This is a genomic window from Paenibacillus terrisolis (genome assembly GCF_056171975.1).
On record NZ_JBKFGG010000015.1, the window covers coordinates 90,101 to 114,909 of the forward strand.

A 24,809-nucleotide genomic window follows, 5' to 3' on the forward strand; every position below is an offset into this window, starting at 1 on the left:
TATTCGGTTACAGGTTTTTAGCAGATAGAATTACATCAGTTAACGGAGAGGCAGAATGCCCACTGGAATTAACTACAATCGCATCATTTATACCTCCAAAAAGCGCGGCTAAGTCTTCATTGAAACTGTTATCCAACGCTACGCTGTACCCTTCCTGCTCATCTCGTCCTGGATACACCTTCGCAAAAGAAATAAACCCGCTACCTTTGCCAATGGAATAAGTATAGGTCTTACCAGGAACGAGTGCTTCCCCTCTATAATCAGCTTCAACACCCTTTGGAAGTGTAAATGTCAATTTACCGTTTGTAACTTTCATATTATCGACAAACAGTTGCTTAGCCAAATCTGTATAACCGTCTTTCCATTCAAAATCCGTACTGTACATGTTGTCGTCACTTGGAACCGGATCCGGGTTAGTTACAACTTTACCAGTTGAAATACTCACAAGATTTTGTTGAGGCTTCCAGTCAACCGTAGCACCCAGTGCCTGAGAAACGAATCTTAACGGTACAAATACACGCTCTTGCTTTACCCTGGCTGGTACATCAAGCGTCACGATGCTGCCATCTACTAGCACCTTGTTACTGTTGACCCCCAAACTGATGTTTTTGTTGCCCAAGGTAACGTACACAGTACGAGTTACTTTGTTACCGACAGTCTCTTTCTTGTAGTCCACCTTCGCACCCAGCGATTCACTCACGAAGCGAACCGGGACCAGTACCCTATCACTTTCAGTATAAGGTTTGGCATCTGGGAAGCTTACATTTTTACCGTCGACTTGAACATGAATTGTTTGAGCCGCCGAAGCTGATCCTATGGCCATTCCCAATAATATAACGGTAGACATCAAAATAAGTGCTACTTTTTTCAACATATCTATACAACTCCTTTTTCGTAATTATCAGGGGTATGCGCATCCCCCCCTTTGATTTTAAAATCTTCAAATTCCGACACACAACATAGGTTCCATTATAATCCAACAGCTATTCTCGCTCAATTGCTTTCAATCATTGCTTTCAATCATTTCTTTCCTCCCTTATTATTTTGCCTCTATAAAATGCGAAAAACTCCACCAACCGAAGTCAGTGGAGTTAAAGGAAGAGTTTCATCTATAAATATCGCCGCGCGATCCTATTGCTCTTATATAAATGACCTTTTCTTGATTATTTACTTCAAATAAGATCCGGTCACTTCCGACTCGTAGTCTATACAAGCCATCATACCCTTTCATTGATCTAATATCACCAACTGGAGGAGATAAAAGCAACCCGGCTAAACTTTGGGCAATGCGCTACTGTACCGCCGTCTCGTGCTTACTTAAATATTTGACCGCTTCTTTATGGTAAATCAACTTGTAGCCCGAACTCACGCTTAGCTTCCTCCCCCCGAAACAAACTCAGTCGAAGCCTTTAATTGTCTGAGTTCATCATCACTAAGCTGTTCATTGTCTGGTTCCAGCTGGCTAATCTCATCCCAGCCCTTATTTTTCTCAGAACGGTCAATTAGATATCGAAGGAAATCATATGCTGTGTTTTGATCATGCTCATTTAGGTGATCAATTAATTTGTACAAATCCTCTTTACGAGCCGCCATAACAATTCCTCCAATACATTTAATACGTTACTTGTTATCCTTTATTGTATCACTATTCATTAGTTCAATCCACGCACCCCACATGGATTGCGACAGCCTGTCACCTAAGAGGTGGGGCAATAAAGCTACTGTTCCAAGCTTACATGCTAGTTCCTAACCTAACAAAAAAACAACCCCTTTTCAGGGGATGAATTAATTGGAATTAAATCCCATATTTTAATTTATAGCTTCGCTATTGAATTTATTCTATTATATACCTTTTCAGAACGATAAGCAAGAACATATATTCGCCTCTTATCCAGTTCAAATATTTTACTACTGAATATCGTAATTAATTGTTTTTACAAGAGGTAAAAGGGTTTTTAAATATTCAATATCATTCTTTGTTTGAAAATCTTTATTATTAATAAATAAAATAAAATTTCCTTGTCCAAGCAATTGGTACAAGTATTTAAGCTTATTAGTTATATTTAATTTTTCGCAATGTGAGTCCAATCCATATTTTCTAATATAATATACATCCTGCCTAAAATTTTTTCTATAGTTCCTTGGTGCTTGTAATTTCTCATTTACTACAATTCCTGTCACTTCCTGCTGTTGAGAAGAAAGTCTAGTACGGGTTTTAGTTTCATTAATTTGAAACCCTTCAGAAGTAATGATCTTTTTTAGAACTTTAATAATGTGTCCTTCTTCAAAATCTCCAGATATAGTAATATCATCAGCATATCTTGTATACCTTAGACTATTCTTAACAGCAAATGATGATATTCTCTTATCCATATTTTTCGTGATTAAATTTGATAAAGCTGGACTTGTTGGAGCTCCTTGTGGTAATACTCCTTTAAAAGTACAAAGATTTGCAAGCATAAGACTGACTGAAGAACTATAACCTACTTTAAAAAAGAAAATATATACTTGTTTTTTTGTAATTGTTCCAAAATAATTTTTAATATCAACAGTTAAAACCTTTTGTTGACCCTTATGAAAGCGAGCATTATCCCTAATAGACTGATTCTTTTTATAAGCCTTTGAAAAACTGCTAGTCTCGAACTTATATAATATTTCGTCTAATATCCATTTCTGAATCATTTTCAAATTAGGTAGGGGTTCATCTATTTCTCTTAAAGCACCATTCTTTTTAGGTATTTTAAAGCTTCTATAAAATAATCTTTGTGAATTTGACACTTTATTTATATAAGTTAGTTTAATTCCGACCAACATTGAGAAGTGTTCTTGGTCAAATATTACAGGTGCATTATTCAAGAATAATCTTTTAGCATAGTCCAGACAAGCACGAATATAACTTCTATCTTTTTTGTCAAGCAATCCAAGTAAAAGAAATTTTTTTGAGTATTCTTCCCAGTTCATAACATCATCCAATTTTATTTAATGATTTAGGTGAAGTAATTACTATCAGGCTTTGTATCTAGCTCATCAAAAGGGGCATAAAGTACTTCCTTCATCGAGTTGCTTTCTTTGTACTTTATGGCCGTTTTGATCCGCCGAGGCGATAGCCGAGGTGTGTTGATAACTTTGAAAATTGACTCCGTCGGTTTTCGGAGTTATCAACACTAGGCTTGAAAAGAAAGTCCTTCTTCTGCTTGACGACTCGTCAAACAAGTACAGAAATTGCACTGTACTATAAGTCTAATTCTTACCTAAAATCAGTTTTTGAAGGAAAATAAATATCGTTAATACTCATTTTCTTAATTATATATTCTTCTTGAGGGCTTATCCATGTTTCAGACTTCTTACGACCTAATTTCTCATTGAGTTGCTTTAACATTTCCTGACCTTTTTGTGTTAAGTCTATACCAATCTCATCACTTACCACTATAAGATCATTCCTTAACGAGTCAGTTATTAAATCAGAAATCTGATTATAATTTAATCCAACTCTTAACAAAGAATCAACAGAACCATTACTTTTGATTAGTTGTAAAAATAATACAATATGTTGTTCCTTCAATTTTTATACCTCGGAAACGGGCCAAAAATCTTCTTATTTTTATTATCGTACCAGAACACTGGAAAAGTATTATTTGGTGTTCTAATCATTGAAATTAACGCTTCTGATCTTTTATATCCAAATCTGTCTGTTTTTTTGACCCGTATCTTCCTTTCGATTTTTTCCATTAATTCACTTTTATCCAATAATTCTTGTTCGGTAAAATAGCCACTAATTCCCTTTTGAAGCACCAATGAAGCATATACTTTCGTTTTATACTCTTTAATCTTTTCTATTCCTTGTTCCATAGCTGCTATCGAAGCTATAACCATATGTTCAATTGGAACTTCTTCGGTTATTAAATATTTTATCGCATCTTGAGCAGTGTCCCCTGTTCCTATAAAGTCATCTACCAAGACAATTAATGCAGTTTCTTTTAATTGTTCTTTCAACTCGTCAATATTATTGGGGAACACAAAACGTTTATTTCTAAGATATTGCTTCTGAGTAAACTCAACTCCTCGGAAAATATATTGCACCGTTTGTGAACTTTTATTTTTCCCAAAATCTACAGGTGCTATCAAAGGATAGATTATTAATTTTTCATAGCTGGTAAAATTCAACGCCGAATCTTCACTCATAGTTTTTAAAATCATTAGTAATCGTGGTACATATTCCTCAAGCTTAATTTTCAAAAATTTTTTTGTTAATTCTAAAAATAATTCCTGTTCTTTTTCGTCTAAGATAGCTAGTATTGAACAGAATCTGCTGAACAAACTCAATTCATTTTCTTCCTCGTCAATACTCCACTTCTTATGTTCGAAAAGTAAAGTGAGCTGTGCCAAAACACTAATGTTTATAGAATATTTTTTTGTCGTCAATTTACACCACAACTTTTTAAAAGAGTATAGCAATATTCGACAAAGATCTTTCATAACCCTTTAATCTCTAAATATTTTCACTTTCTTCATATCATAGAATTGATACTGTGAAACATCATCCCTTAAGCAACCTAACTTCTTGACAGTTTTATTACGCAGAAGTCACCTTGTGTTGTCCAGGCAATATTGCTGAATTCTTCTCCAACTGATCAATAATTTCATCGGCATGTTTATAATGGTCGTCTAATTTTGCCCTTTCTAACATTAACTGATCCTCTAAGAACTTATGTCTAACTTCAAATTCGTTGAAAATATCAGACCATTTTCTAACGTAAATTTTATACTTACCGGGGTTAAAAACAAGACCTCGCTTTTTTTCACCATGTTGAGCTGCATTCTCAATAAAATTGTTTATGTAATCAGTTGAATCAAAGTCGTTGCCGACAAGAATAAATTCCCACTGCATATTGGATGCGTTAAACTCTTCTTGTTTCATTATTACATCCATATAAGTTTGAACCTGATCCAATTGTTTTTTACCAAGTTTGATATTGGGATGCTTTAACTCCACAACAATACTTCTAATCATATCGACTTGCTTATCCCAGCGAACCATGAATATATCCATCTCTTTATTCTTATCAGGATGATCAATCTGTCTTTCAATGTCCTCACTCTTAAGCAGATGTACAAAACGGCGAAGTGCTTCCTCAAATTTTGGCTCTGCTGCTGTGACAAGATGATATTGCTCACCAAAAATCCAATAATGCTTTTCTACAAAATGCTGAATATGATTTACTTCATTAGCTTTAAGTGATTTATCAAAAACAAGCTGCTTTAACTGACTGATTGCTCTAAACCTATCTTGTATTAGTCGAATAGTTTTGACAATACTCGACAATTTTGTGCTTTTGAGAATATCTGCAAGTTCTTGTCTTTCGTCAAAATCAAGACTTACAACTTCGCTAATAATTTCAAAAAGGCGATCTTGTTCACCCGAATCCATTATTAGATCCAAGAAACGTACAAAAGTCTTTTTCTGCTCAATATTTAACTTTGCAAAAACCCGAGGTTCGACCTGATAAAGTTCACGTATAAATTCTTCCAATTCTTGCTTACGGATAAGATCCCATGAGTTATTGCTATACTTAGGAAATGCATCCACTTGAATAAAATCTTGTATTAAATTATCCGAATATTTTTTCAAAAAAGGTCTGCGTTTATCTCGAAGATACTTGTTGACTCTTTCCATTAGGTACTTGAACTCTTCGGACGCTGTTGAATAGTCAAAGGAAGTTGCCTGATTTTCATCAATATTTTGAAAATCAAAACTTTCGAATAAATTACTTTTAATGTAAAGGCTGTGATAAAACGCATCGCCCTTATTATTTAGACTGGTCGCTTGTTTAAAGACTTCCTTATCCTCAGAATTTATAAAATAATACCTAGAATATTCATTATTTATCCTTTCATCCCAACGCACAAATCTAAGATTAAATTCAACATTAGTAGGTTCGTACATTAGTTTGAAGTCCTCAGATTCACCTATTATCTCTTTATAGTCCAAAGACTCCCCATCAATTATTATTTGGAACCCCTTCTCTTTGTTCAATTCAAGGAACCAGCCAAATTCCCTATTAAGAAACTTCTTGAGTGATTCTATAGAAATATCAACACTTAGTAGTCGAAACGTAACCTGAGTCCCTTGTTCTTGCTCTGTAGTCACCGCTTCAGTCATTGAGTATGTATCCAAGCTGTCACCTTTTATTGTGATCGAATAACAGCAGTTTCCTACATTATCTTTATATGTTGTATCCCATTCTGCCTCAGAACAAAAGCGGTGAAAAGTCAACCTTCCGATACCATTTTTCCCATGAACAGCTGATTGTATATTCCTAACTCGGTTTAAAGGATCAATTAACTTTTCCGACTCAAAAAATGGAGTGAATTTACTTTCCAACTCAGTACGCTTAATTCCGTAACCATTATCAGATATAATTACTTCATCAACTGCCCCTAAAACATTTCTCCCGAATGCAATAGTTACCCTTGTTGCCTGTGCGTCAAAACCATTCCATAAATACTCAGCTACTGACTGAGAATAATCAAATCTCTTTAATGATCGTTTTATACCTTTTGTGGTGATTTGGATTTTCCTCAAAATTGGCTCACCTCTAATTATTCATTTCCGAATGTATATTGGTATAATTTTCTCCAAATAGCTAGAGATTCCTGCTTTCCTCAATCATCTGAATTTATATAAACAGGAGGTTTGTGTGTATTAAAGAGTTTAAAACTGAACTAAAAATACAATAAATCTTAAAGTTACAGAACATGAACTCGAACAATACGCACTCATGCCCTCTATACAGTTTTAAGGCTTTTCATTGTCTTAATTTTCGCAAGCTTATTTAGAATTTTGATGGCTGGCTAGATTTAGCTTACTCCTCGGAGATCAGAAGCGATTTTCGACCACTCTATATTTATTTAACTAATAATTTTTCGTTATGTTTACAGGGAGGTTTAATGCACATACATACAGTCGCTGGGTCTATATCATATTTCGACGCCAAGATGTTAAACTCAACTATGGTACAAGTCAAGTACATATCTTCATTGTCAGTTGCTACAGTAGATTTTAACTTTTCTTCACGTTCAGACCACTCTTTTGAAATTTGGAACCGTTTATCAGGTGTAAGAGCATTAAACTGCCGAATAATTACCATCGGATTTTCTAAACTCCCAGAAAGCATTTGACATGCAAACAGCACTCCCTGAAATTCTTTTTTTGATATTCTTATATATTTAATATTTCCCATTACATTTTCCTCCAAAAGTCTTGAACGCTCTCAAATTTCAACCTACCCGTCGCACTTAGCTTAGGAAATATAGTTTCTACTTTTACTCGTTCACTTTGACTAAAAAAGTAATATGTACATTCATTGAGCGGTGCATCATCAATTATTTCGAAAAGATGATAGTCATTATAAGGAGACAATCCTAATATCGATAATTCCCCAGAAATCTCCGACAACTCTTTGATTGGATATTCTTCTTGGAAACTTAATTGAGGATTGGCGTTTTTTAGCTTTATTGCATTCGCAAGATTTGTAACGATATGGTTGCTATCATGTTCCCAACTGTCAATTTCAGCTTTTATAGAAACATTTTGCAAATATGCACTTGCCATTTTTTCTACAGCATCATTTGCTAAAACATTTTGTTTAATTTGAAATTGTTTATAATCCCCACAATAAGTAGATATCGCAGTTGAGTAGAGATAATTATGTGCTGAATCAAGTGATACTCCAGCTATCGGTGAATCATGCATTTGATTTCTAAAGGAGTCTGGATTAAAAACTTCGCTTAATCGGTCAAATTGCCCGTGAATATGAAATACACTTTTTCCAATTGCAGATTCAATATTTTTATCATAGTTCGTTGAAAAAATATTATCAAATGCTGAAAGAAACTGTTTAAATGTATTGCTATACTGCTCATGCAACAAATCCAATTTCCCATGATTGTATATAGAATGAAAATAGACCATTTTCATTGATTCTCGAATAGCGAATTGTTCAGGGTTGGTAATTCCATGCTTGTGACATAATAAATCGTGAATCAAGTAATAGTCCTCAAAACCTATATCTGCAATTCGCAAGCTTTGCTTTTTGTCCTTGTAACGTTCAATAAAGTCAACCAAGGCACACCTTTCTGCTGTGCATGTAGTTGAAGTGTTAAACGTACCATCAATGGCTTTACGTGCAAATAGAAATAGTTTACCTATATAATGCTTAAACAAAATGGGTTCGTTACCAATAATGTGATTAGGGAAATTAGGCGAATTTAATTCCTCTAAAATCCGTATAATAATTGCTTGTGTAGTATAGTTGTCGTGATCGAACTGTATATTTATTCCGTTCCCTACCAATAAGTTATTCATTTTCATGCCCCATTAAGTAATGTTTTAATTTCAGGATAAGACTTCTCTTTCGTATCCAATGAATCATAGTCTCCACTCCTAGATTCTTAGCAGCTTGTTCAATTAGCTCTCCCCAAGATAATGCAATTTCATCGCCATCTTCATTCAGAACAGCCTTTGAAAAACCGGCGCCAATAAACAATCCAAGGTTCCGTAAATATAAGAACTGGCCAACTTTTGAAGAACCTCAGATCTTTCCATGATTTATTCTCTCCTTTATCGCAAAGTGATGTAATTGATGTTTTAGGAGTTAATGACATGTTCTTTTTGTTCGCAACTTCGAAATCTCATCCTTTAACAGCTTTACTTGACTCGGTAGAACTTGCACCCTTCTCTTGATCCAGTCCGCTTTTTATACCTACAACTTCCATAGCCTTTTCAACTAGCTTGTTTAGTACACCAAATATGAATTCCGAACTGTACCCACCAACAAATACGATTAAATTAATAGTTGATATGCCATCGATGGCATTATTTCTGATATTAAATATATTTAGAAATATGATTGGAAATATAACCGATAATGCCATTCGATAAATGAATGTCTCAGTTTCTTTAATTCCTTTTATATAGATATATGTGACTGCGCCTAATATTCCAAGAAAAACCAATGCGAATGTATTGCTAATATCTTCATCTGCTCCACTTAGTTTTGGAGCAGATTTAAGAAAAATTGTCATAAACTCAAGTGCCATAATTAAATAAACTAAAATAGTAGAGTTTTTATTAAGTTTATTTTCATTATAAGTCTCGATATCTTTCTGAAGTCTTATCAATCTATACTTAGCTTCAATTAATGACTCTGGACTAAGCTCATTTAAAAAAACTAATTCCATATTTCTGCATCTTTTAATCAACTTTTTAGGGTATAACTTGTAATTGCTCTGTAACTCATTTCTTAACTTCTTTAACTCCTCAACAAGTGCTTCTTGACTAATGTCCATATATTTTTCAATCCTCACTTTCAAGGGGTTATTTTGAATCATTATACCGAAAGATCAATCCAGTATAAGGATCTTTTATTTTCTTAGGATTCTCATGCTTTACAATAGAATTTGCTGATAATTCCCCTATAATTCTAAATCCACAATTTCCAATGTCCCCATATTTAAAAATCTCATTGATATCCTCAATATAGTCACTTGGAATATCGTTTATTGGAACATCACAATGAAAAATCGTTGGAATACCTTGTCCCATTAATTGCTCTTGGCATTTTAATTCAGCAGCAATAGCGTTGATGAATTCACTTCCATAAAATCAGGTAATGGCCACTATAGTTAATCAATTCATTTCTAGTTAAAGTGAACCAGACATGTTTATGTACCTGATCGAGCTCGTTCCATCGTTTATTAAACAACGCCAACACTCGGTCTTTAGAAACCCTGTCACTTGAAAGTAACTTTATCGCATGTTCCCGTGCAGATTCCTCTTCTATTGGGACTATCCCGTACTCATAGTAGCTATCAATATTGGCTGCACAGCATCCGTGATATGCTCTGATGTGAGTAAAGTCCCTTTTAAGGTTAATCTCTGAGGAAACTTCTCTCGTTTCGGATTCGTCGCAAATAAAGACTCTTTTTGGGTTCATCATCCATATTCCCCTTAGGAAACTCTCAAAATATCAGGAAACTACATTATCTGATAATTCTTTTATATTATTTTCGTTATAAGGAAAGCTTTTCCTGCTTTTCACTAGAACTTTATACCTATTTCTCATTGTTTCACTTTAAATATAAATGGCATCTTCACTACAATAAGTAGCTGCTATTTAAGGGATCTACAATGTAAAAATAAAGAAGCCTTTCATACTAAAAAGATCAGTCAGTAAATCTGACTGATCTTTTTTTTGACTCATTTTAACCTTTACTCAAATTGAATGAGTTGAGCGAATACGATGATTCTTTAGGTCTGTGTATTAATGATGATTGTCATCGTTCCCGTTTACCATGCTGTTCTGTTCTGGGTCTTATCCCAAACAAAGCGATATCGTTATTGTAGTTACTTCTTCCTCACAGTTACAATGGTAAATCTCTTTTGGTAAAGGCCGCACTACCGATGAAATAGGTTACCAGCCCAATTCCGGCTAATACCAGAAACTTCCAAATGAAGTCCGTCGTACCAGCCATGACGGATGGAATATCATAGAGCGTAACGATGGTAAAATCTGACATCCATTTGAAACTTGCACCAAACATCCCCATCATGGACAAAAGGTGGAACGCTCCCGTTAAACCGCCGCCAACAGCAATTGTGAATTTTGAGAGATTAAAAACACTGGATGCCAAGAAACAAATTCCGCTAATTGCAACATCAAGCACAAACAAACCTAAGTTGAGTAAGATTATAGTTTTAACGTCAGTGGCGCTTATACTATCAGCCGAAGTGTAACTCGCAAGGATGTGTGTTCCGGCGATGATTGTATACATCAAAAACAAGGAGCCAATGAAAAATATAGCTTGTGTGATTGCCACTTTTGAGCGCTTCGTGGGTGTTGACAGGATATACGCCATTGTTCCCTTGTCCACTTGTGCAGCTATCAGTTTGCTGGATGTTATGATAACATAGATAGCCGATATAATGCCTGGCAACAAATTGTAGAACGTAAGCCCCGTCGTTTGTATCGGCACGCCCGTACTAGCTACCAAGGCTATCATGGCTGTCTGAACAGCCGTTAATATCACCCAAAGGGCAAGGTTAGATTTAATGGTTTGCTTCATTAAGGTTCGGCTAATCATGGTTAAGCTACCTCCGTGCTGTTATAAATTTCTTTGAAAGTGGCTTCAAGTGTGCGTGGCTTATGCGAAATAAACCGCACATCCATTTTTAAAAGGACGCCAAACAGCGCGTCAACATCTTCGTCGTGGATATGGATGATTGCCTGGTTGAAGTCATCTTGTTGCCGGACTATGTTAAAAGGTCGTGTAAGAAAGTCCCGGTAATCACTTTCTTTATTGAACTCAATTTTATATTCCTTTACCTTCTCGTTGCCCCGAATTGTAGACATATCCACAATATGGATGATACGACCATTTTTCAGAAAAGCAACACGGTCACAAGTGCTTTCCATCTCATCAAACATATGGCTGCTCATAAAAATCGTTTTACCTTTTTTCTTTTCATTTTTGATGATATCTGTAAATGATTTTTGCATAAGCGGGTCAAGGCCGGTTGTTGCTTCATCAAGCAGCAAAATATCCGCATCAGTCATAAAGGCGTTGACAATAGCCGTTTTCTGTTTCATTCCTTTACTCATACTTTTTAGCCGCGCACTTGCATCAAGATTCAATATTTTAAGCAGATTGTTTGCATAAGACATATCTTTTAACCCCATATATTCTGCCTGTAGCTTTAGAAAGTCCATGCCGCTATAAACATCGGGGAACGATATTTCACCGGGTATATATCCGATGTGCTTTTTTAACTCGTCAGCATTTCGCCAACAATCCTTGCCATAGATACTGGATTTTCCAGCACCCGGTTTTAGGAATCCCATAAGGTGACGCATAATCGTTGTCTTTCCGCATCCGTTGATACCGGCAAGCCCAAAAACCTCGCCTTGCTTGATGTTTAGGTCAACACCGAATACCCCTCGTCCTTGTCCAAAGTCTTTTGTAAGATCTTTTATCTCGATCATTGAGTCCATTGTAACTTTCCTCCCAATTAGGCGCTTTTTTCATAAAAGCGCATGAAATAGCTTTCCAATGTGAACTTCTTTTCTTTGAAGCTCTCCACATGGTACTTGGCAAGCGCTTCGATGAGCAAATTAATTTCAGAATCATGGATGCCGACTTCGGCTATATGTTTTTCCGGGTTGGAGTACGAAACCGATAGATTCGATTCTGACCGAAATAGATTCACTTCTTTTGCGGTTGAAAAAATGATTTCAAACATCTTATTTTGATTGTGACGGATATCGTCAGCTTTCACGGTGGAAACGAGTTTTCCATCCTTGATGATAGCGATTGTGTCACAGATAGCGTCAATTTCGCTGAATATATGGCTAGAAAGCAGAATCGTTTTCCCGCGCTTCTTTTCTTCTTTCATATATTCAATGAAAGCTGTCTGCATCACAGGGTCAAGCCCGCTTGTAGGCTCATCCAAAATATAAATGTCCGGGTCTGCCATAAACGCCGTGACAACGGCCAGCTTTCGCTTATTACCAAGGCTCATGCGCTTTGTCTTACCTCTGGGGTCAAGCTGGAATGTTTCAAGCAGATGAGTAAGCCGCTTCTCATCATGCGAATGACGTAGGCCCTGCATCATACGGATAAACTCCATGCCTGTGAGACCTTCCGGCAAAGCAATTTCTCCCGGTAAGTAGCCGACATTTTCTAGTATTTTACTTGTTTGTCTGTTACAAGACATACCATCAATCGTTGTATGCCCACTCTGTGGATTGGAAAAGCCCATCAGATGCCGGATTGTTGTTGTTTTTCCGGCTCCGTTCGGCCCAAGAAAACCGAATACCTCTCCTTGCTGTACTTGAAACGAAACATCAAAAATGCCCCGTCCATGTCCATAGTCTTTCGTCAAGTTATCGACCTCAATGACTGCCATACTAACCTCCTATTGTGTCTTAGAATCTAATGACCTATCTACTTTGTAGGCAAGCCAATGTATTTTTATTTCTGCCAATCATAAAAAAGAGGATTGCAAGTACAAGAATACCCAAAATCACACTATAACAGTAAGTCCTGCAATTAAAATGATTCTGAGCTTTTTTTGTCCTCCCTTCATGCGTTCGGCTTGCTTTCTACGCCCTATTATCACACCAAAATACTTCATAGTATTTCACGATTGTTAAAGTAATGTTAATGCAAAAAATCCCTTAACCTGTAAACGGTCAAAGGATTTTTCTTTTATTCCTATAACTTTAGCTTAATGGTAAAGGTCGTCCCCTCATTGATACGGCTCACAAGCGATATTTGACAGTTTAAAATATCAATCACTTTTTTTACAAGCGACAGCCCCAAGCCATTGCCCTCGGTAGAATGTGAAGTATCGCCTTGATAGAACCTATCGAAAATATGCTTTATCGTTTCTTCGCTCATGCCGCAACCAGTATCTTTCACCGTTACCTCAGCATAACCGGATTCTTCTTTGAGCGTGAGAGTAACTTCACCGCCGCTATCGGTAAACTTAATAGCGTTTGTAATCAAGTTGTTCCATACAAGCTCCAGCAACGCCTTATCGTAATTAACGTTGACTTTATTAATGCCATCACCTATAAATGTAATACCTTTCTTTTCGCCCAATTCCTCATTTTCGATGATGCAGTCATAGAGCTGTTCGTCGAGCGCATATGGCTCCGATACGGGTATGATTTCTTGGTTTTCTAACTTACTTAATTTCAGAATGTTAGTAACCAGTTCGGATAGTCTTTTAGATGCCTCAACAATGGTTTTACTGTATTCATGCCGTTCTTCCGGCGACAAAGTATCATCCTGAATAGCTGCTGCGTAACTCTGAATAACAGACAACGGTGATTTTATCTCATGGGATACATTGGCGATAAAGTCAGTTTTAAGTGTTTCGATTGTTGCAAGTTCCTCGGTCATGGTATTAAAATCTTCGACAAGCACTTCTATTTCGTCTTTTTTTCCGTCTTTTCTGAATGGGTGAATTCTCACGGTAAAATCACCCCCGGCTACCTTCCTTGCGGCTTCCGCGATTTTCCGTATCGGTTTGCCAAATAGGTATCTTTTTGCATAACCTAATAAGACAGTAGTTATAACAGTTAAAAATAGTAGGTTACCAAGGAGTACATTTGGCAATATTGTAAGGTCGGCAGGCTTTTGATAATCATACAACAAATAGATTGAATTATAGCTGGCGCACATTAACGTTATGACGAAAAATAAAATAAGGAATTGCTTTAATGAAAAAAATCCGGCATTGATACGCTTATCTTTTCTCAGTTTCATTTGAGCACTGCCTTATAACCAAACCCACGAAGCGTGACGATCTCAAAATCCTTGCAACCCGAAAATTTGTCGCGGAGTCTTGTGATGTAAACATCCACCGTCCGCAAACCGGATTCACTTTCAATACCCCAAAATTCATTGATAAGCTGGCTGCGCTTAAACGTTTTTTTTGGATAAGATAACAGCTTGAAAAGAATGTTAAACTCTCTTACCGACAAAGGGATTTCTTCATCGTCCAATGTGGCGCTTAATTCGTCCTCATTCAGAACAAGGCTTCCTATGATCAGTTTTCTATCATTGGCGATGTTGGCGCGGCGAAGCAGCGCACCCACGCGCAAGATCATCTCGTCCATGTCGATTGGCTTAACCATATAGTCGTCTATCCCAATACGAAAGCCTTTTTGCTTAGAGGATATATCGTCCCGAGAGGTTATAAAAAGGATGGGAATTGTTTTGTTCTGATTGCGTATGGTTTCGGCAAACTCATAACCATCAATCTCCGGCATCATGATGTCGGAGATAATAAGGTCAAAATTGGATGTATATAACAAGTCATACGCTTCCGCAGGTTTTTTGCAGCCAACGGCATGATAACTGCTTTTATTAAGATAAGAACAGACAATTTGATTAAACTTCATGTCGTCTTCGACAACCAGTATATTTATCATGAAATCATCCTCCTAATCGGCGTAATTGTTATTCTAACTACCTCATAAACTACTATATCGAGATTTAATTATTGCACTGCCTAATTATAAAAGCTTGGGTGTTATCCTTCAATAATATACGCACATTCAGCAATATGCACATTTTAGGGATTCCACGCTAATTGGCACGCAATGTGACTGCGGCCACAGTCTTTGATAAGATACTGAAAAGATCAGTCGTTGTTTCTGACTGATCTTTTTTTGGCTCATTGCAAACTTCACTTGCATTAAATGTGTTGAAGCGAATTATTACTTGCTGTTGAACTTATTATTCATGAAAAGTTTTTGCCACCAGAAAAAGATCTGGAGCTGCCGGTCCTGGCAAATAATGAATCACTTGTCCCACCCACATTTGTGGTGTTACTGCTTCAGGAAACTCCGCTCTGACTCTTTCCCAAATCACTTCATTAAGAACAACGACATCCCCAGCCCGCAATTCAAGCGGGTATTCAACGATACCTAACTCCATGCTTTTTATTTCTGATGTTTCGACTTTACTTTGAAAAAAAAGATTGAATTGATTCATGTTATTTCCTCCTTAATAAATTTTGATCTTAAATCCTGTCTTTAGATTTATGCTCCTTTCTAGACGAAAAAAAGCACTATTCCCCTGTAAAGGGAGAACGGTGCTTCCGTCTTTGAGTATTTGATTATTTATATAATAATCCATGCTCCAAATTCTGTCTATACTTAGAGATATTAACCAACAAACAAACGTGTCCAATAATATTCTATCTTCTAAAAAACTTGCCATCTGTTTATTCGCGCAGGATAAAATCAACCTGTTGTGGGTTTCAATAGGTGTTCTGCCTTATATGTTAGTTATTTTAACCTGACGTATGCTAGATTTAAAGAAAAATCATCCTTATGTGACATGATACCTATTCATCCCTATTCAGAGGATAAAACGCCTTCAACATATCACGCATTTCCTGCTTAATATTAATATCCGGACGTTTCTCTTTCGCCAATGCTTCAGCCTCTTCAACTGTTGAAGCCAATCCCATCTCGATTAAAAGAGCGGTAGCAACAGTTCCAGTCCGATTACGGCCACCTGCACAGTGGAAATAAACGGTTTTCCCGCCTTTTACGGCTGCTGTCACCGCTTGAATGGCTGCCTGAACAAAATTTTCCTGCCCACTCTCATCTTCCACGATCGGAAAATGATGATGGGTTACCTCCTTTGGAAATTCTTCTGCCTTCGTCCCATTATCTCGCAAGTCAAATACATCAGAAATCGGTTGTTCTTGGAGGGCTTCTAGAAGTGCTTTTTCTCCACCGATATAGACCTTACCTGGAATTAATTCATGATAATTTGCCATTATAGTCCTCCCTTACCTCTCTAGCAGCAGTTGCTTCCGCCACTTACAGTCAGTCCTGCACCTTGCTCGTCTTCTATAAAACTCAGCGTAAGCTCGCGGATTTGATCAGCAACCCGAGCATCAATGGCAACCTCAATCCCATTCACCGAAGTCACAGTATCGTTTAGTTGCGGTTTCTCGAGCGACAACTCGTAGCTCGGCCCGCAACATCCCTCACCGCTATATCCAAACCGCAAAGTGGAGATTCCTGCTTCTTTCATCATGCTCTTAATAAATATTTTGGCTTCATCCGTAATAACCATAGCTCCCCCTCTTTCTAAAAAATTATCGGTTTCGTAAGCTCAATTAGCTGGTTAACTCCCACCACTTCACTTGGCTTCCAAGGAATCATGACCGTATATCCTTCTGCTTTATTCATCACTTCTTGAATCCAATACTCTTCCGCTTGCGCACGGCCACTAAGTACAGGGTCCATTGTTTCTACCGCAGCGAAACTCTGGTTGATCACCCACCATTTTGTAGGAATGCCTGCTCGCTCTAAATCCTTTTCGAGTCGCGAAGCTTCATAAACGGGCGTAGCTTCCGGCAAGGTAACAATAACGACGCTTGTCTCTTTCGGATCACGAAGTCTCGGCAATAAATGTTGGACAGACACTGGAGCGGCGCCTGAAGAACGGGCTATTTCTTTATGATATTCCTGCGTAGCATCCAGTAATAACAAGGTATGGCCAGTCGGCGCCGTATCAATTACAACGATCTCATCCCTTGAATGCTCGACCAAATCGGCAAACGCCCGAAAAACAGCGATCTCTTCGGTGCAAGGCGACCTTAGATCCTCTTCCAGAAAGGCAAGTCCCTCTTCATCAAGTGAATCCGCATGTTGACTGATCACTTCTTGCCGATATTTTTCAAGCGCCACTTTAGGGTTCACTCGGCTACGAGTGATTTGCTCTGAATGGTCGTCAAATACAGCCTCCAGATGCGCTGCCGGATCAGTTGTGCTGAGATGAACTCGGTGTCCTCGTTCGGCCAGTCCTACTGCAATCGCAGATGCGATCGTTGTCTTGCCCACTCCTCCTTTGCCCATTGTAAAAATCACACGAATTGAATTTGCCTCCATATCCGAAATTAAAGCCTCAAGAGATGGCATAGCAGCGCCGGGCTCTTTTCGCTGTAGCGGACCTTTAGCACCTTCAGGATGAGCGAAAAATGCACGTAGGCTTTCGATACCCGTCACATTAAAAGGGGCTAGAGGAACATGGTAATTTTCTAATCTTTGTAGCTCATTTGGCATCTGCGCTAATGCCTTCTGCTGGCGATCTGCAAAACCCTGGGCTACTTCATCCCCACTGACCAAAGACGTGAATAGTCCATTGATAATGAGCATCTGATTTTCGATTCCGACTCCCCTTAGTTCGGAAGATGCACGCGCGGCTTCCATAATTGGAGAGGAGTCAGGACGCGTAACCAAAATCAGGCTGGTTTGCTTGCTGTCTGATAAGGTATTGACAGCCTCCTGGTAAAGGTTTTTCTTAGCCTCTAAACCCGCAAGCGGACCTAAGCACGAAGCACCGTGTGAACTTTCATTTAAGAATCCACTCCATGCCATAGGGAGTTGTAAAAGGCGCAGCGTATGGCCAGTTGGGGCCGTGTCAAATAAAATATGGTCATATTGGGATTTGATAGCTTCATGGGTCAAGAGGTTTGAAAACTCATCAAAGGCGGCGATTTCCACCGTACACGCCCCAGAAAGCTGTTCTTCCATGGAAACGATGACTGCACCAGGTAGAACCCCACGATAAGGAGCTACAACCTTCGCCTTATACGCTTCAGCTGCCTTTTCCGGGTCTAAATTAGCCGCAAATAAATGAGGAATCCCTTCAATCGGTGTAGGCTGAGTGGAAATCATGGTACCGAAAACGTCCTGCAAATTAGAGGCGGGATCTGTACTTACAAGCAATACCCGTTTCCCGGCATCAGCTAATTTCACTGCAGTTGCACAGGCTACAGAGGTTTTCCCTACGCCTCCTTTACCGGTAAAGAACAGAAAGGGTGTATGGAGCTTAGTAAGTGGATCAAACCGTGTGGACATAAGCAGCCCCCTTTCTTTTTAGAGTGTCTTCTTTTTTACTTCAAGTCGAATCCGAGGCTTAGCGGTCAGTTCCGATGCAGAAATCCCTGTCCATTGCTCTAACTCTTCATTGGAAGGGTAAGCCCGTTTTTTTGCGACCTTTCCGTTAAACAAAACGACCGGCAATACACTTGGACCCTCATCCGTCAGTAATTGTTTAATTACCGTATTAGAGATAAAGGCATCCGGCTCGCTGGTCAGGTTGTATCGTGACACTTGTACTTCCTGCTTTTTCAAATTATGGACCACTGCCGAGATACGAATTAATTCAGGATCAACAACAGGGCCGCATACCCCTGTAGAGCAGCACATCGCTGGATCATAGATTTCTATGCTCTTCATGCACGCCATCTCCTTTACTTAGAAATCCAGCCGGGAAATTCCCGGCTGGATGTAAATGAATTATTCACCCGTTTCTGCAAATTGCTTAATACGTTCCCCCACTTCATCCCGAACCCGCTGAAAGACGGCCCATTTTTCATCTTCTGTCCCTTGGGCTCTGGCCGGATCATCAAATCCCCAGTGTTCCCGTTTCACTGAAGGCGGCGTAACGGGACATTTATCTGCCGCATCCCCACATAAGGTGACAACAAGGTCGGCTTTATTCAGCAACTGCGGATCAATGATATCCGAAGTTTGAACTGAAATATCAATTCCAACTTCGCTCATTGCTTGAACAGCTTTTGGATTTAGCCCATGAGCTTCAATGCCGGCGCTATATACGTTCCATTCATCGCCTAGATATTTCTTCGCCCAGCCTTCAGCCATCTGGCTGCGGCATGAGTTTCCTGTACACAGAAAGTAAACTGTTTTCTTATCCATAAGTTATAATCTCCTCTCAATTTAAAACCAGATCAACCGCAGGTATAACCCAAGCAGCGTGATAAACAAGGTTGGAATTGTTAATAGAATACCGGTTTTGAAATACGTTCCCCATGATATCTTTACACCCTTGGACGAAAGCACATGGAGCCATAATAAAGTAGCAAGAGAGCCAATCGGTGTGATCTTCGGCCCTAAGTCTGAGCCAATGACATTTGCATAGATCAAGGCCCCCTTGATCAATTCGGAAGTATGCGTAGCATGAATCGCCAGAGCATCGATCATAACGGTAGGCATGTTATTCATCACCGAAGAAAGGATCGCAGCGATAAAACCCATCCCTATTGTTGCAGCAAAGAGCCCCTGATCAGCAACCACCTGAATGACATCAGCCAGTACATCGGTTAGGCCAGCATTCCGCAATCCATATACGACCACGTACATGCCAATCGAAAAGAAAACGATCGCCCATGGGGCACCCTTAACGACTGCCAATGTCTCTACAGCAGGACTTTTTCTAGCCATCAATAGGAAGAAGATGGCGATAACTCCGGCTACGGCTGATACCGGGATGTTTAGGAATTCACTGACAAAGTATCCTACGAGCAGTACTCCAAGTACCCACCAAGATAATTTAAACATCTTTTTATCTTTAATGGCCTCTTCCGGGTTCCGCAATTGTGAACTTTCAAAATTTCTGGGGATGCTTTTTCGGAAAAAGAGGTATAACACCAGGATACTTGCCCCCAAAGAAAATAAGGTCGGCATGATCATATGTCCCGCGTACTCCATAAACGTAACCCCAAAAAAGTCTGCCGATACAATGTTAACCAGATTACTGACAACAAGCGGCAACGATGTGGTGTCCGCAATAAATCCGCTCGCGATGATAAATGGAAATACCTTTTTTTCATCGAAATGCAGAGCACGAACCATTGCCAACACAATGGGAGTCAGGATAAGAGCAGCACCATCGTTGGCAAAAAAAGCAGCTACGACAGCTCCAAGAATCGTGACATAGACAAACATCCTGGTCCCGTTTCCATGGGCAGCTCTGGCCATATGTAGGGCAGCCCATTCAAAGAATCCAATTTTATCGAGGATTAAGGAAATGAGAATGATCGCAATAAATGCTAAGGTAGCATTCCAGACGATCATAGTCACATCGAGGACATCCGTAAAGCTGACCACGCCTGCGATCAAAGCAAGCAACGCTCCGCCGCAAGCAGACCATCCAATCGACAATTTCTTAGGCTGCCAAATCACAAAAATTAAAGTGACGACGAAAATGAAAAAAGCTGTAAAAACCAAAGACAATCCACTAACCCCCATTTAATCGCATGAAATTCGTAAACCTTTCTTATCAAGTTCCTCTAACTCATGATCTTGGGGAGGAACAAAAGCAATAAGATTTTGAATCAATTCATGCTGCATACTGTTGGGATTGACGGAATAAAAAACCCACTGGCCCCTCCGATTCTCTTTCAACAATCCTGCATCTTTTAATTTTCGCAAATGCTGACTCACCGATGGTTGACTTGTCTTGAATATTTCCACGAGTTCACAAACGCAGCATTCTTGTTTTTCAAGAAGCTTCATCATCGTCAGCCGAGTCTTATCCCCAAGAAGCTTCAGCATTTGCGACACTTCATCCAATTCATCCAGATCAAACCCCATGATTTGCCCCCTCTCCTAAATCATTATATAACTATATGCTTATATGCACAAGCGAAAAAGACCCGTTATCCGGGTCTCTTCCTTGTCTGCTTCTTAATCACAAGCACACATTGTATAATCCCCTTTTAATAAGGATAATAACGTTTGAGAATCCGGTAATGCATTTAATATCGTTTGAATATAAGGAAAGTCTTCAATACTTAGTGAGTAATATACCCACTGTGCACGCTTGGTTTCCTTTACTAATCCTTGTGCCTTTAATTTTCTCAAATGCTGGCTCACGTTTGGTTGAGACATATTCAATATTTCTACTAAATCGCATACACACCATTCTCTATCCTTAAGGAGCCCGAGTATGGTGAGCCTGGTTTTATCACCCAGTAACTTAAGCTTTTCAGCCATTTCTATATTATTCATCTACTCAGCCCTCTCAAGAAAACAAACGAAACGATCCTTTAAATCGATAACACTATCTTAAGGTTCATTTCATTCAAAATCAAGAATGGCTTAGCTTCACCTTATTGAAGAGCTTCTTTAAATTTTTGCCGATCGCTTTTAGCCAATCCTTCTATAAACCACTTCATTTTAATGTTAATCAAGTCTCTTATCTCACGGAATTTATTCATGATCTCTTCTTCCGAGCCTGTAGCCTTGGCTGGATCTTCAAACCCCCAGTGTACCTTTTTTACTTTCGGAGGCAATACCGGACAATGCTCATCTGCATGCCCACATAACGTAATAATGATATCGGAACGTGCAATAAGGGATAGTGTCACAATGTCCGATGTATGATTGATAATGCTTACCCCTGCTTCCTCCATGACTTTCACCGCTCTGGGGTTAAGACCATGTGCTTCCAGACCTGCACTGTAAATCTCAAAATCACTTGAGTGCAGCATGTTATAGTACCGGGCAAACCCTTCAGCCATCTGACTTCGGCAAGAATTACCTGTACAAAGAAATAAAATAACAAAGGACTCTTTCATGGATGTTTTCCTCCTTGATCGAATGATCAGTTATGTACTTTCTAAGTAAAGAATAGCAAATGCACCTGATTTTCTACTCCGCCACCGTGATGTTCAGTTCTTTTAGCAGTTCAACCACTTTCACCCGAATCTCATCGCGAGCAGCCCTCACATCTTCTATACTTCCTCCATGAGTAAGCGGATCTGTAATTTCCCATTGAACATTTCTAATCATAAAGGGCACCGTTGGACATTTTTCATTGACCTGCACACATAATTTCACAATGACTTTCGAATGCATTAATGTTTTAATATCCAACATTTTGGAACGGTGAGCAGTAATATCGATACCTATTTCCTTCATGGCCTCGATGGTATAGGGGTGAATCTCACCAGATTCGATACCAGCACTTTCAGCGATAACATGCTCCGAACCATAATATCTTGCAAAAGCCTCCGCCATTTGACTGCGACAACGATTCTGGATGCAAAGAAAATAAATGCGAATAGGTTGTTCCATGCCTACACCTCTTTCATATTTTTATATCATTATATAATTAAATGATTATATAGAGATCATACTTTATGTTTTTCGTATGTAAAAGCTCGACAATGGGGTCAGTTCTTTCATGGGACAAGTCTGTACTTAAAGATAAAACTTAGGAATGGTAAGTTTTCGAAAAATATATTTGCAATCTGCAATGAAATGTTTTATAACATAACTATGAGGTGAATGGAAATGAAACACGCGCGTGAATTATTTCAATTGATGACCCGGCGCTTAGGTTTACTCAATAAAGTCTGTTGTAGCGTGGGTGGATGTAACCTCTCTGTAGTTCAAAGTCAGATCCTATATGAAGTTGACCGTAGGCATACCCCTTCCATGCAGCAAATCGCAGAAACGTTAGGCATTGATGTAACAACGTTCAGTAGACAGGTCCAGTCCTTAATCAACATGAAGCTCATCGCAAAGACGCATGATCTTCATGATCGAAGAGTGTACCTTCTCTCCCTCACGGCGCAAGGGAAAATGATTGCTACCACGATTGATCAGCAGATGAACGCTTACTTAGACGAGGTTTTTTCGAATATGAGCAAGTTTGAAAAAGAGACATTGCTTAGTTCCATTGCCTTATTTAATGAAGCTATGGAGAAATCCAGCAATTGCTGTGCACCTGTAAATAGGTGATTTCTCTTAACTTATACTTGTAATTTGCAGGTATTTATAATTTTATAACAGGAGGATGGGATGATGTACAGAGATCTTTACGTTGCAGAAGTATTACAAAAATATCGTGAAATGGAATTACATCAGATTACTCGGCATGCTTGGGAATATTCGCAGGAAAAAACCACATTTAAGTTGCCGTTCCTCTCTTCGTTCTTCCGTCCTAAACTAGTCGTTCGCTACGAGCTCTGCTGCTAAGGTTTCAAAGAATCTAAAATAAAATTCAAAGGAGTGATTGATCATGTCTAAACTAACAGAAGATCAAATCCGTCAAAACGTTCGAGGTCGCTACCAGAAAATCGCTATTAAAAAAGAACCTGAGGCTTCAACTTCAAATAGTTGCTGCAGCTCACCCCCTGATTTTAATGCCATTTCTGCTAAGCTTGGGTATTCCAATGAGGAGCTGAATGCAGTCCCTGAAGGCGCTAATTTAGGTCTTGGATGTGGAAACCCGCAAGCCATTGCGGAACTTCAGGCAGGTGAGCATGTATTGGATCTAGGCAGTGGCGGCGGTTTTGATTGCTTTCTTGCATCCCGGCAGGTTGGGAACGAGGGGCATGTAATCGGCGTCGATATGACTCCGGAGATGATTAGCCGTGCACGGGAAAACGCTCTTAAAGGCGGTTTTGATAACACAGAGTTTCGGTTAGGGGAAATCGAGCACCTTCCTGTTGCAGACAACTCCATAAATGTGATCATTTCTAACTGCGTAATTAATCTCTCACCGAATAAACAACAGGTTTTCAGTGAAGCTTACCGGGTTCTGCAACCGGGTGGCCGGCTGGCTATCTCTGATGTTGTAACAACGGTGGAGCTCCCACCCGAAATTCGAAACAATTTAGAGGATTTGTACTCCGGCTGCATATCTGGTGCTTCTTTCATTGCCGATATTGAAACGATGCTTCGGGAAAGTGGTTTTTCCGAAGTTAGTATCGAACCCAAGGATGAGTCCAAAACATTTATTAAGGATTGGGTTCCAGGAGCAAATATTGAACAATACATCGTTTCTGCTGTCATAAAAGCGAAAAAGTAACGTTGTTGTTAGGAGGAATGGTTTATGATCGCTACTCTTGCTATTCGCCCAGCAAATCGGGATGACCTTGAAAGCATCCTTCGTATTTATAATCAGGGTATTGAAGATCGGATCGCCACCTTGGAAACCGACTCAAAAAACTTATCTTACATGGAAACATGGTTCCAGGATCACCAAGGGCGATATCGCCTTTTAATAGCGGAAACAGAAGGCGAAGTAATTGGATGGGCTTCGCTTAATCCTTATTCACACCGCTGTGCCTACAGCGGAGTAGCTGACCTCTCCATTTATATTGAGCGAAGCTTTCGTGGGCAGGGCGTAGGTAGCTCTCTGTTAAAATCTTTAGAGAGCTCTGCCAGCGAACTGGGGTTTTACAAAATCGTCCTCTTCACCTTCCCTTTCAATCAGGGAGGCCAAAAGCTGTATCAAAAAATGAATTACCGACAGGTTGGCATTTTTGAGAAGCAAGGGATTTTGGACGGAGAAATGATTGACGTCATGATTATGGAGAAATTGTTGCCTAAAGTAACGGATAAATCAGAATCGTAAGGCCGACTCCATTTCAAAACAAAGTAACAGCCCCCAATGTGTAC

At 39.0% G+C, this 24,809-nt stretch carries 30 protein-coding genes; 3 read left to right on the forward strand and 27 right to left on the reverse strand.

Going from position 1 to position 24,809, the window contains the following annotated elements; genetic code table 11:
- Positions 1–7: 7 nt before the first annotated feature.
- From ACI48K_RS13890 to ACI48K_RS14020, 27 genes are all read right to left on the reverse strand, one after another.
- Complete coding sequence (locus tag ACI48K_RS13890) at positions 8–874, reverse strand: stalk domain-containing protein (protein WP_475028197.1); 867 nt, start codon at positions 872–874, stop codon at positions 8–10.
- Between the two features lie 231 nt (positions 875–1,105).
- On the reverse strand, positions 1,106–1,288 hold the full coding sequence (locus ACI48K_RS13895) for a type II toxin-antitoxin system RelE family toxin (RefSeq protein ID WP_475028348.1): 183 nt from the start codon (positions 1,286–1,288) through the stop codon (positions 1,106–1,108).
- Positions 1,289–1,371: 83 nt separating this feature from the next.
- Positions 1,372–1,593, reverse strand: coding sequence for a hypothetical protein (locus tag ACI48K_RS13900; RefSeq protein ID WP_475028198.1), 222 nt, complete (start codon positions 1,591–1,593; stop codon positions 1,372–1,374).
- 315 nt (positions 1,594–1,908) lie between these two features.
- The gene (locus ACI48K_RS13905; protein WP_475028199.1) at positions 1,909–2,961 is read right to left on the reverse strand and encodes a reverse transcriptase family protein; all 1,053 of its coding nucleotides are present in this window, start codon (positions 2,959–2,961) and stop codon (positions 1,909–1,911) included.
- Between the two features lie 286 nt (positions 2,962–3,247).
- Complete coding sequence (locus ACI48K_RS13910) at positions 3,248–3,562, reverse strand: hypothetical protein (protein WP_475028200.1); 315 nt, start codon at positions 3,560–3,562, stop codon at positions 3,248–3,250.
- On the reverse strand, positions 3,559–4,323 hold the full coding sequence (locus ACI48K_RS13915) for a phosphoribosyltransferase-like protein (RefSeq protein ID WP_475028201.1): 765 nt from the start codon (positions 4,321–4,323) through the stop codon (positions 3,559–3,561). The genes ACI48K_RS13910 and ACI48K_RS13915 overlap by 4 nt, the downstream gene beginning before the upstream one ends.
- 250 nt (positions 4,324–4,573) lie before the next feature.
- The gene (locus ACI48K_RS13920; RefSeq protein ID WP_475028202.1) at positions 4,574–6,583 is read right to left on the reverse strand and encodes an ATP-binding protein; all 2,010 of its coding nucleotides are present in this window, start codon (positions 6,581–6,583) and stop codon (positions 4,574–4,576) included.
- 322 nt (positions 6,584–6,905) lie between these two features.
- Positions 6,906–7,241: a hypothetical protein gene (locus tag ACI48K_RS13925; RefSeq protein WP_475028203.1), complete on the reverse strand. Its 336-nt coding sequence runs from the start codon at positions 7,239–7,241 to the stop codon at positions 6,906–6,908.
- On the reverse strand, positions 7,241–8,365 hold the full coding sequence (locus ACI48K_RS13930) for a hypothetical protein (RefSeq protein WP_475028204.1): 1,125 nt from the start codon (positions 8,363–8,365) through the stop codon (positions 7,241–7,243). Before ACI48K_RS13930 ends, ACI48K_RS13925 begins: the two co-directional genes overlap by 1 nt.
- 326 nt (positions 8,366–8,691) lie before the next feature.
- Positions 8,692–9,348, reverse strand: coding sequence for a hypothetical protein (locus ACI48K_RS13935; RefSeq protein ID WP_475028205.1), 657 nt, complete (start codon positions 9,346–9,348; stop codon positions 8,692–8,694).
- Positions 9,349–9,376: 28 nt separating this feature from the next.
- Complete coding sequence (locus tag ACI48K_RS13940) at positions 9,377–9,604, reverse strand: hypothetical protein (RefSeq protein ID WP_475028206.1); 228 nt, start codon at positions 9,602–9,604, stop codon at positions 9,377–9,379.
- An 818-nt stretch (positions 9,605–10,422) separates the two neighbouring features.
- A complete protein-coding gene (locus ACI48K_RS13945; RefSeq protein ID WP_475028207.1) occupies positions 10,423–11,142 on the reverse strand; it encodes an ABC transporter permease subunit in 720 nt (239 codons plus the stop codon).
- Between the two features lie 2 nt (positions 11,143–11,144).
- A complete protein-coding gene (locus ACI48K_RS13950) occupies positions 11,145–12,050 on the reverse strand; it encodes an ABC transporter ATP-binding protein (RefSeq protein ID WP_475028208.1) in 906 nt (301 codons plus the stop codon).
- Between the two features lie 17 nt (positions 12,051–12,067).
- The gene (locus ACI48K_RS13955; protein ID WP_475028209.1) at positions 12,068–12,964 is read right to left on the reverse strand and encodes an ABC transporter ATP-binding protein; all 897 of its coding nucleotides are present in this window, start codon (positions 12,962–12,964) and stop codon (positions 12,068–12,070) included.
- Between the two features lie 308 nt (positions 12,965–13,272).
- Positions 13,273–14,331, reverse strand: a complete 1,059-nt coding sequence (locus tag ACI48K_RS13960) for a HAMP domain-containing sensor histidine kinase (protein WP_475028210.1) — start codon at positions 14,329–14,331, stop codon at positions 13,273–13,275.
- A complete protein-coding gene (locus tag ACI48K_RS13965) occupies positions 14,328–14,999 on the reverse strand; it encodes a response regulator transcription factor (RefSeq protein ID WP_475028211.1) in 672 nt (223 codons plus the stop codon). The genes ACI48K_RS13960 and ACI48K_RS13965 overlap by 4 nt, the downstream gene beginning before the upstream one ends.
- A 307-nt stretch (positions 15,000–15,306) precedes the next feature.
- Entirely contained in the window at positions 15,307–15,564 is a 258-nt protein-coding gene (locus ACI48K_RS13970; RefSeq protein WP_475028212.1) for a hypothetical protein, read from the reverse strand.
- Positions 15,565–15,919: 355 nt separating this feature from the next.
- Entirely contained in the window at positions 15,920–16,360 is a 441-nt protein-coding gene (locus ACI48K_RS13975; protein ID WP_475028213.1) for a protein-tyrosine phosphatase family protein, read from the reverse strand.
- Between the two features lie 20 nt (positions 16,361–16,380).
- Entirely contained in the window at positions 16,381–16,662 is a 282-nt protein-coding gene (locus ACI48K_RS13980) for a HesB/IscA family protein (RefSeq protein WP_475028214.1), read from the reverse strand.
- 14 nt (positions 16,663–16,676) lie between these two features.
- Entirely contained in the window at positions 16,677–18,452 is a 1,776-nt protein-coding gene (gene arsA, locus ACI48K_RS13985; RefSeq protein ID WP_475028215.1) for an arsenical pump-driving ATPase, read from the reverse strand.
- Positions 18,453–18,470: 18 nt separating this feature from the next.
- Positions 18,471–18,833 carry an arsenite efflux transporter metallochaperone ArsD gene (gene arsD, locus ACI48K_RS13990; RefSeq protein ID WP_475028216.1) on the reverse strand — a complete coding sequence of 121 codons (363 nt, stop codon included), beginning with the start codon at positions 18,831–18,833 and terminating at the stop codon, positions 18,471–18,473.
- Between the two features lie 60 nt (positions 18,834–18,893).
- Positions 18,894–19,313 carry an arsenate reductase (thioredoxin) gene (gene arsC / locus ACI48K_RS13995; RefSeq protein ID WP_475028217.1) on the reverse strand — a complete coding sequence of 140 codons (420 nt, stop codon included), beginning with the start codon at positions 19,311–19,313 and terminating at the stop codon, positions 18,894–18,896.
- A 21-nt stretch (positions 19,314–19,334) separates the two neighbouring features.
- On the reverse strand, positions 19,335–20,624 hold the full coding sequence (locus tag ACI48K_RS14000) for an arsenic transporter (RefSeq protein ID WP_475028349.1): 1,290 nt from the start codon (positions 20,622–20,624) through the stop codon (positions 19,335–19,337).
- Positions 20,625–20,645: 21 nt separating this feature from the next.
- The gene (locus ACI48K_RS14005) at positions 20,646–20,990 is read right to left on the reverse strand and encodes an ArsR/SmtB family transcription factor (RefSeq protein WP_475028218.1); all 345 of its coding nucleotides are present in this window, start codon (positions 20,988–20,990) and stop codon (positions 20,646–20,648) included.
- A 93-nt stretch (positions 20,991–21,083) separates the two neighbouring features.
- On the reverse strand, positions 21,084–21,407 hold the full coding sequence (locus ACI48K_RS14010; RefSeq protein ID WP_475028219.1) for an ArsR/SmtB family transcription factor: 324 nt from the start codon (positions 21,405–21,407) through the stop codon (positions 21,084–21,086).
- Between the two features lie 101 nt (positions 21,408–21,508).
- The gene (gene arsC, locus ACI48K_RS14015; protein WP_475028220.1) at positions 21,509–21,976 is read right to left on the reverse strand and encodes an arsenate reductase (thioredoxin); all 468 of its coding nucleotides are present in this window, start codon (positions 21,974–21,976) and stop codon (positions 21,509–21,511) included.
- A gap of 73 nt (positions 21,977–22,049) precedes the next feature.
- Positions 22,050–22,475: an arsenate reductase ArsC gene (locus tag ACI48K_RS14020; protein WP_475028221.1), complete on the reverse strand. Its 426-nt coding sequence runs from the start codon at positions 22,473–22,475 to the stop codon at positions 22,050–22,052.
- A 219-nt stretch (positions 22,476–22,694) separates the two neighbouring features.
- Here ACI48K_RS14020 and ACI48K_RS14025 point away from each other — a divergent pair, with 219 nt between their 5' ends.
- The 3 genes from ACI48K_RS14025 to ACI48K_RS14035 all read left to right on the forward strand — a co-directional run bounded on the left by ACI48K_RS14025 (position 22,695) and on the right by ACI48K_RS14035 (position 24,765).
- Positions 22,695–23,144, forward strand: a complete 450-nt coding sequence (locus ACI48K_RS14025; protein WP_475028222.1) for a MarR family winged helix-turn-helix transcriptional regulator — start codon at positions 22,695–22,697, stop codon at positions 23,142–23,144.
- A gap of 280 nt (positions 23,145–23,424) precedes the next feature.
- Complete coding sequence (locus ACI48K_RS14030) at positions 23,425–24,216, forward strand: arsenite methyltransferase (RefSeq protein WP_475028223.1); 792 nt, start codon at positions 23,425–23,427, stop codon at positions 24,214–24,216.
- A gap of 24 nt (positions 24,217–24,240) precedes the next feature.
- Positions 24,241–24,765 (forward strand): arsinothricin resistance N-acetyltransferase ArsN1 family A, encoded by a 525-nt coding sequence (locus ACI48K_RS14035; protein ID WP_475028224.1) that lies wholly within the window; start codon positions 24,241–24,243, stop codon positions 24,763–24,765.
- The last annotated feature ends 44 nt before the right edge of the window (positions 24,766–24,809 follow it).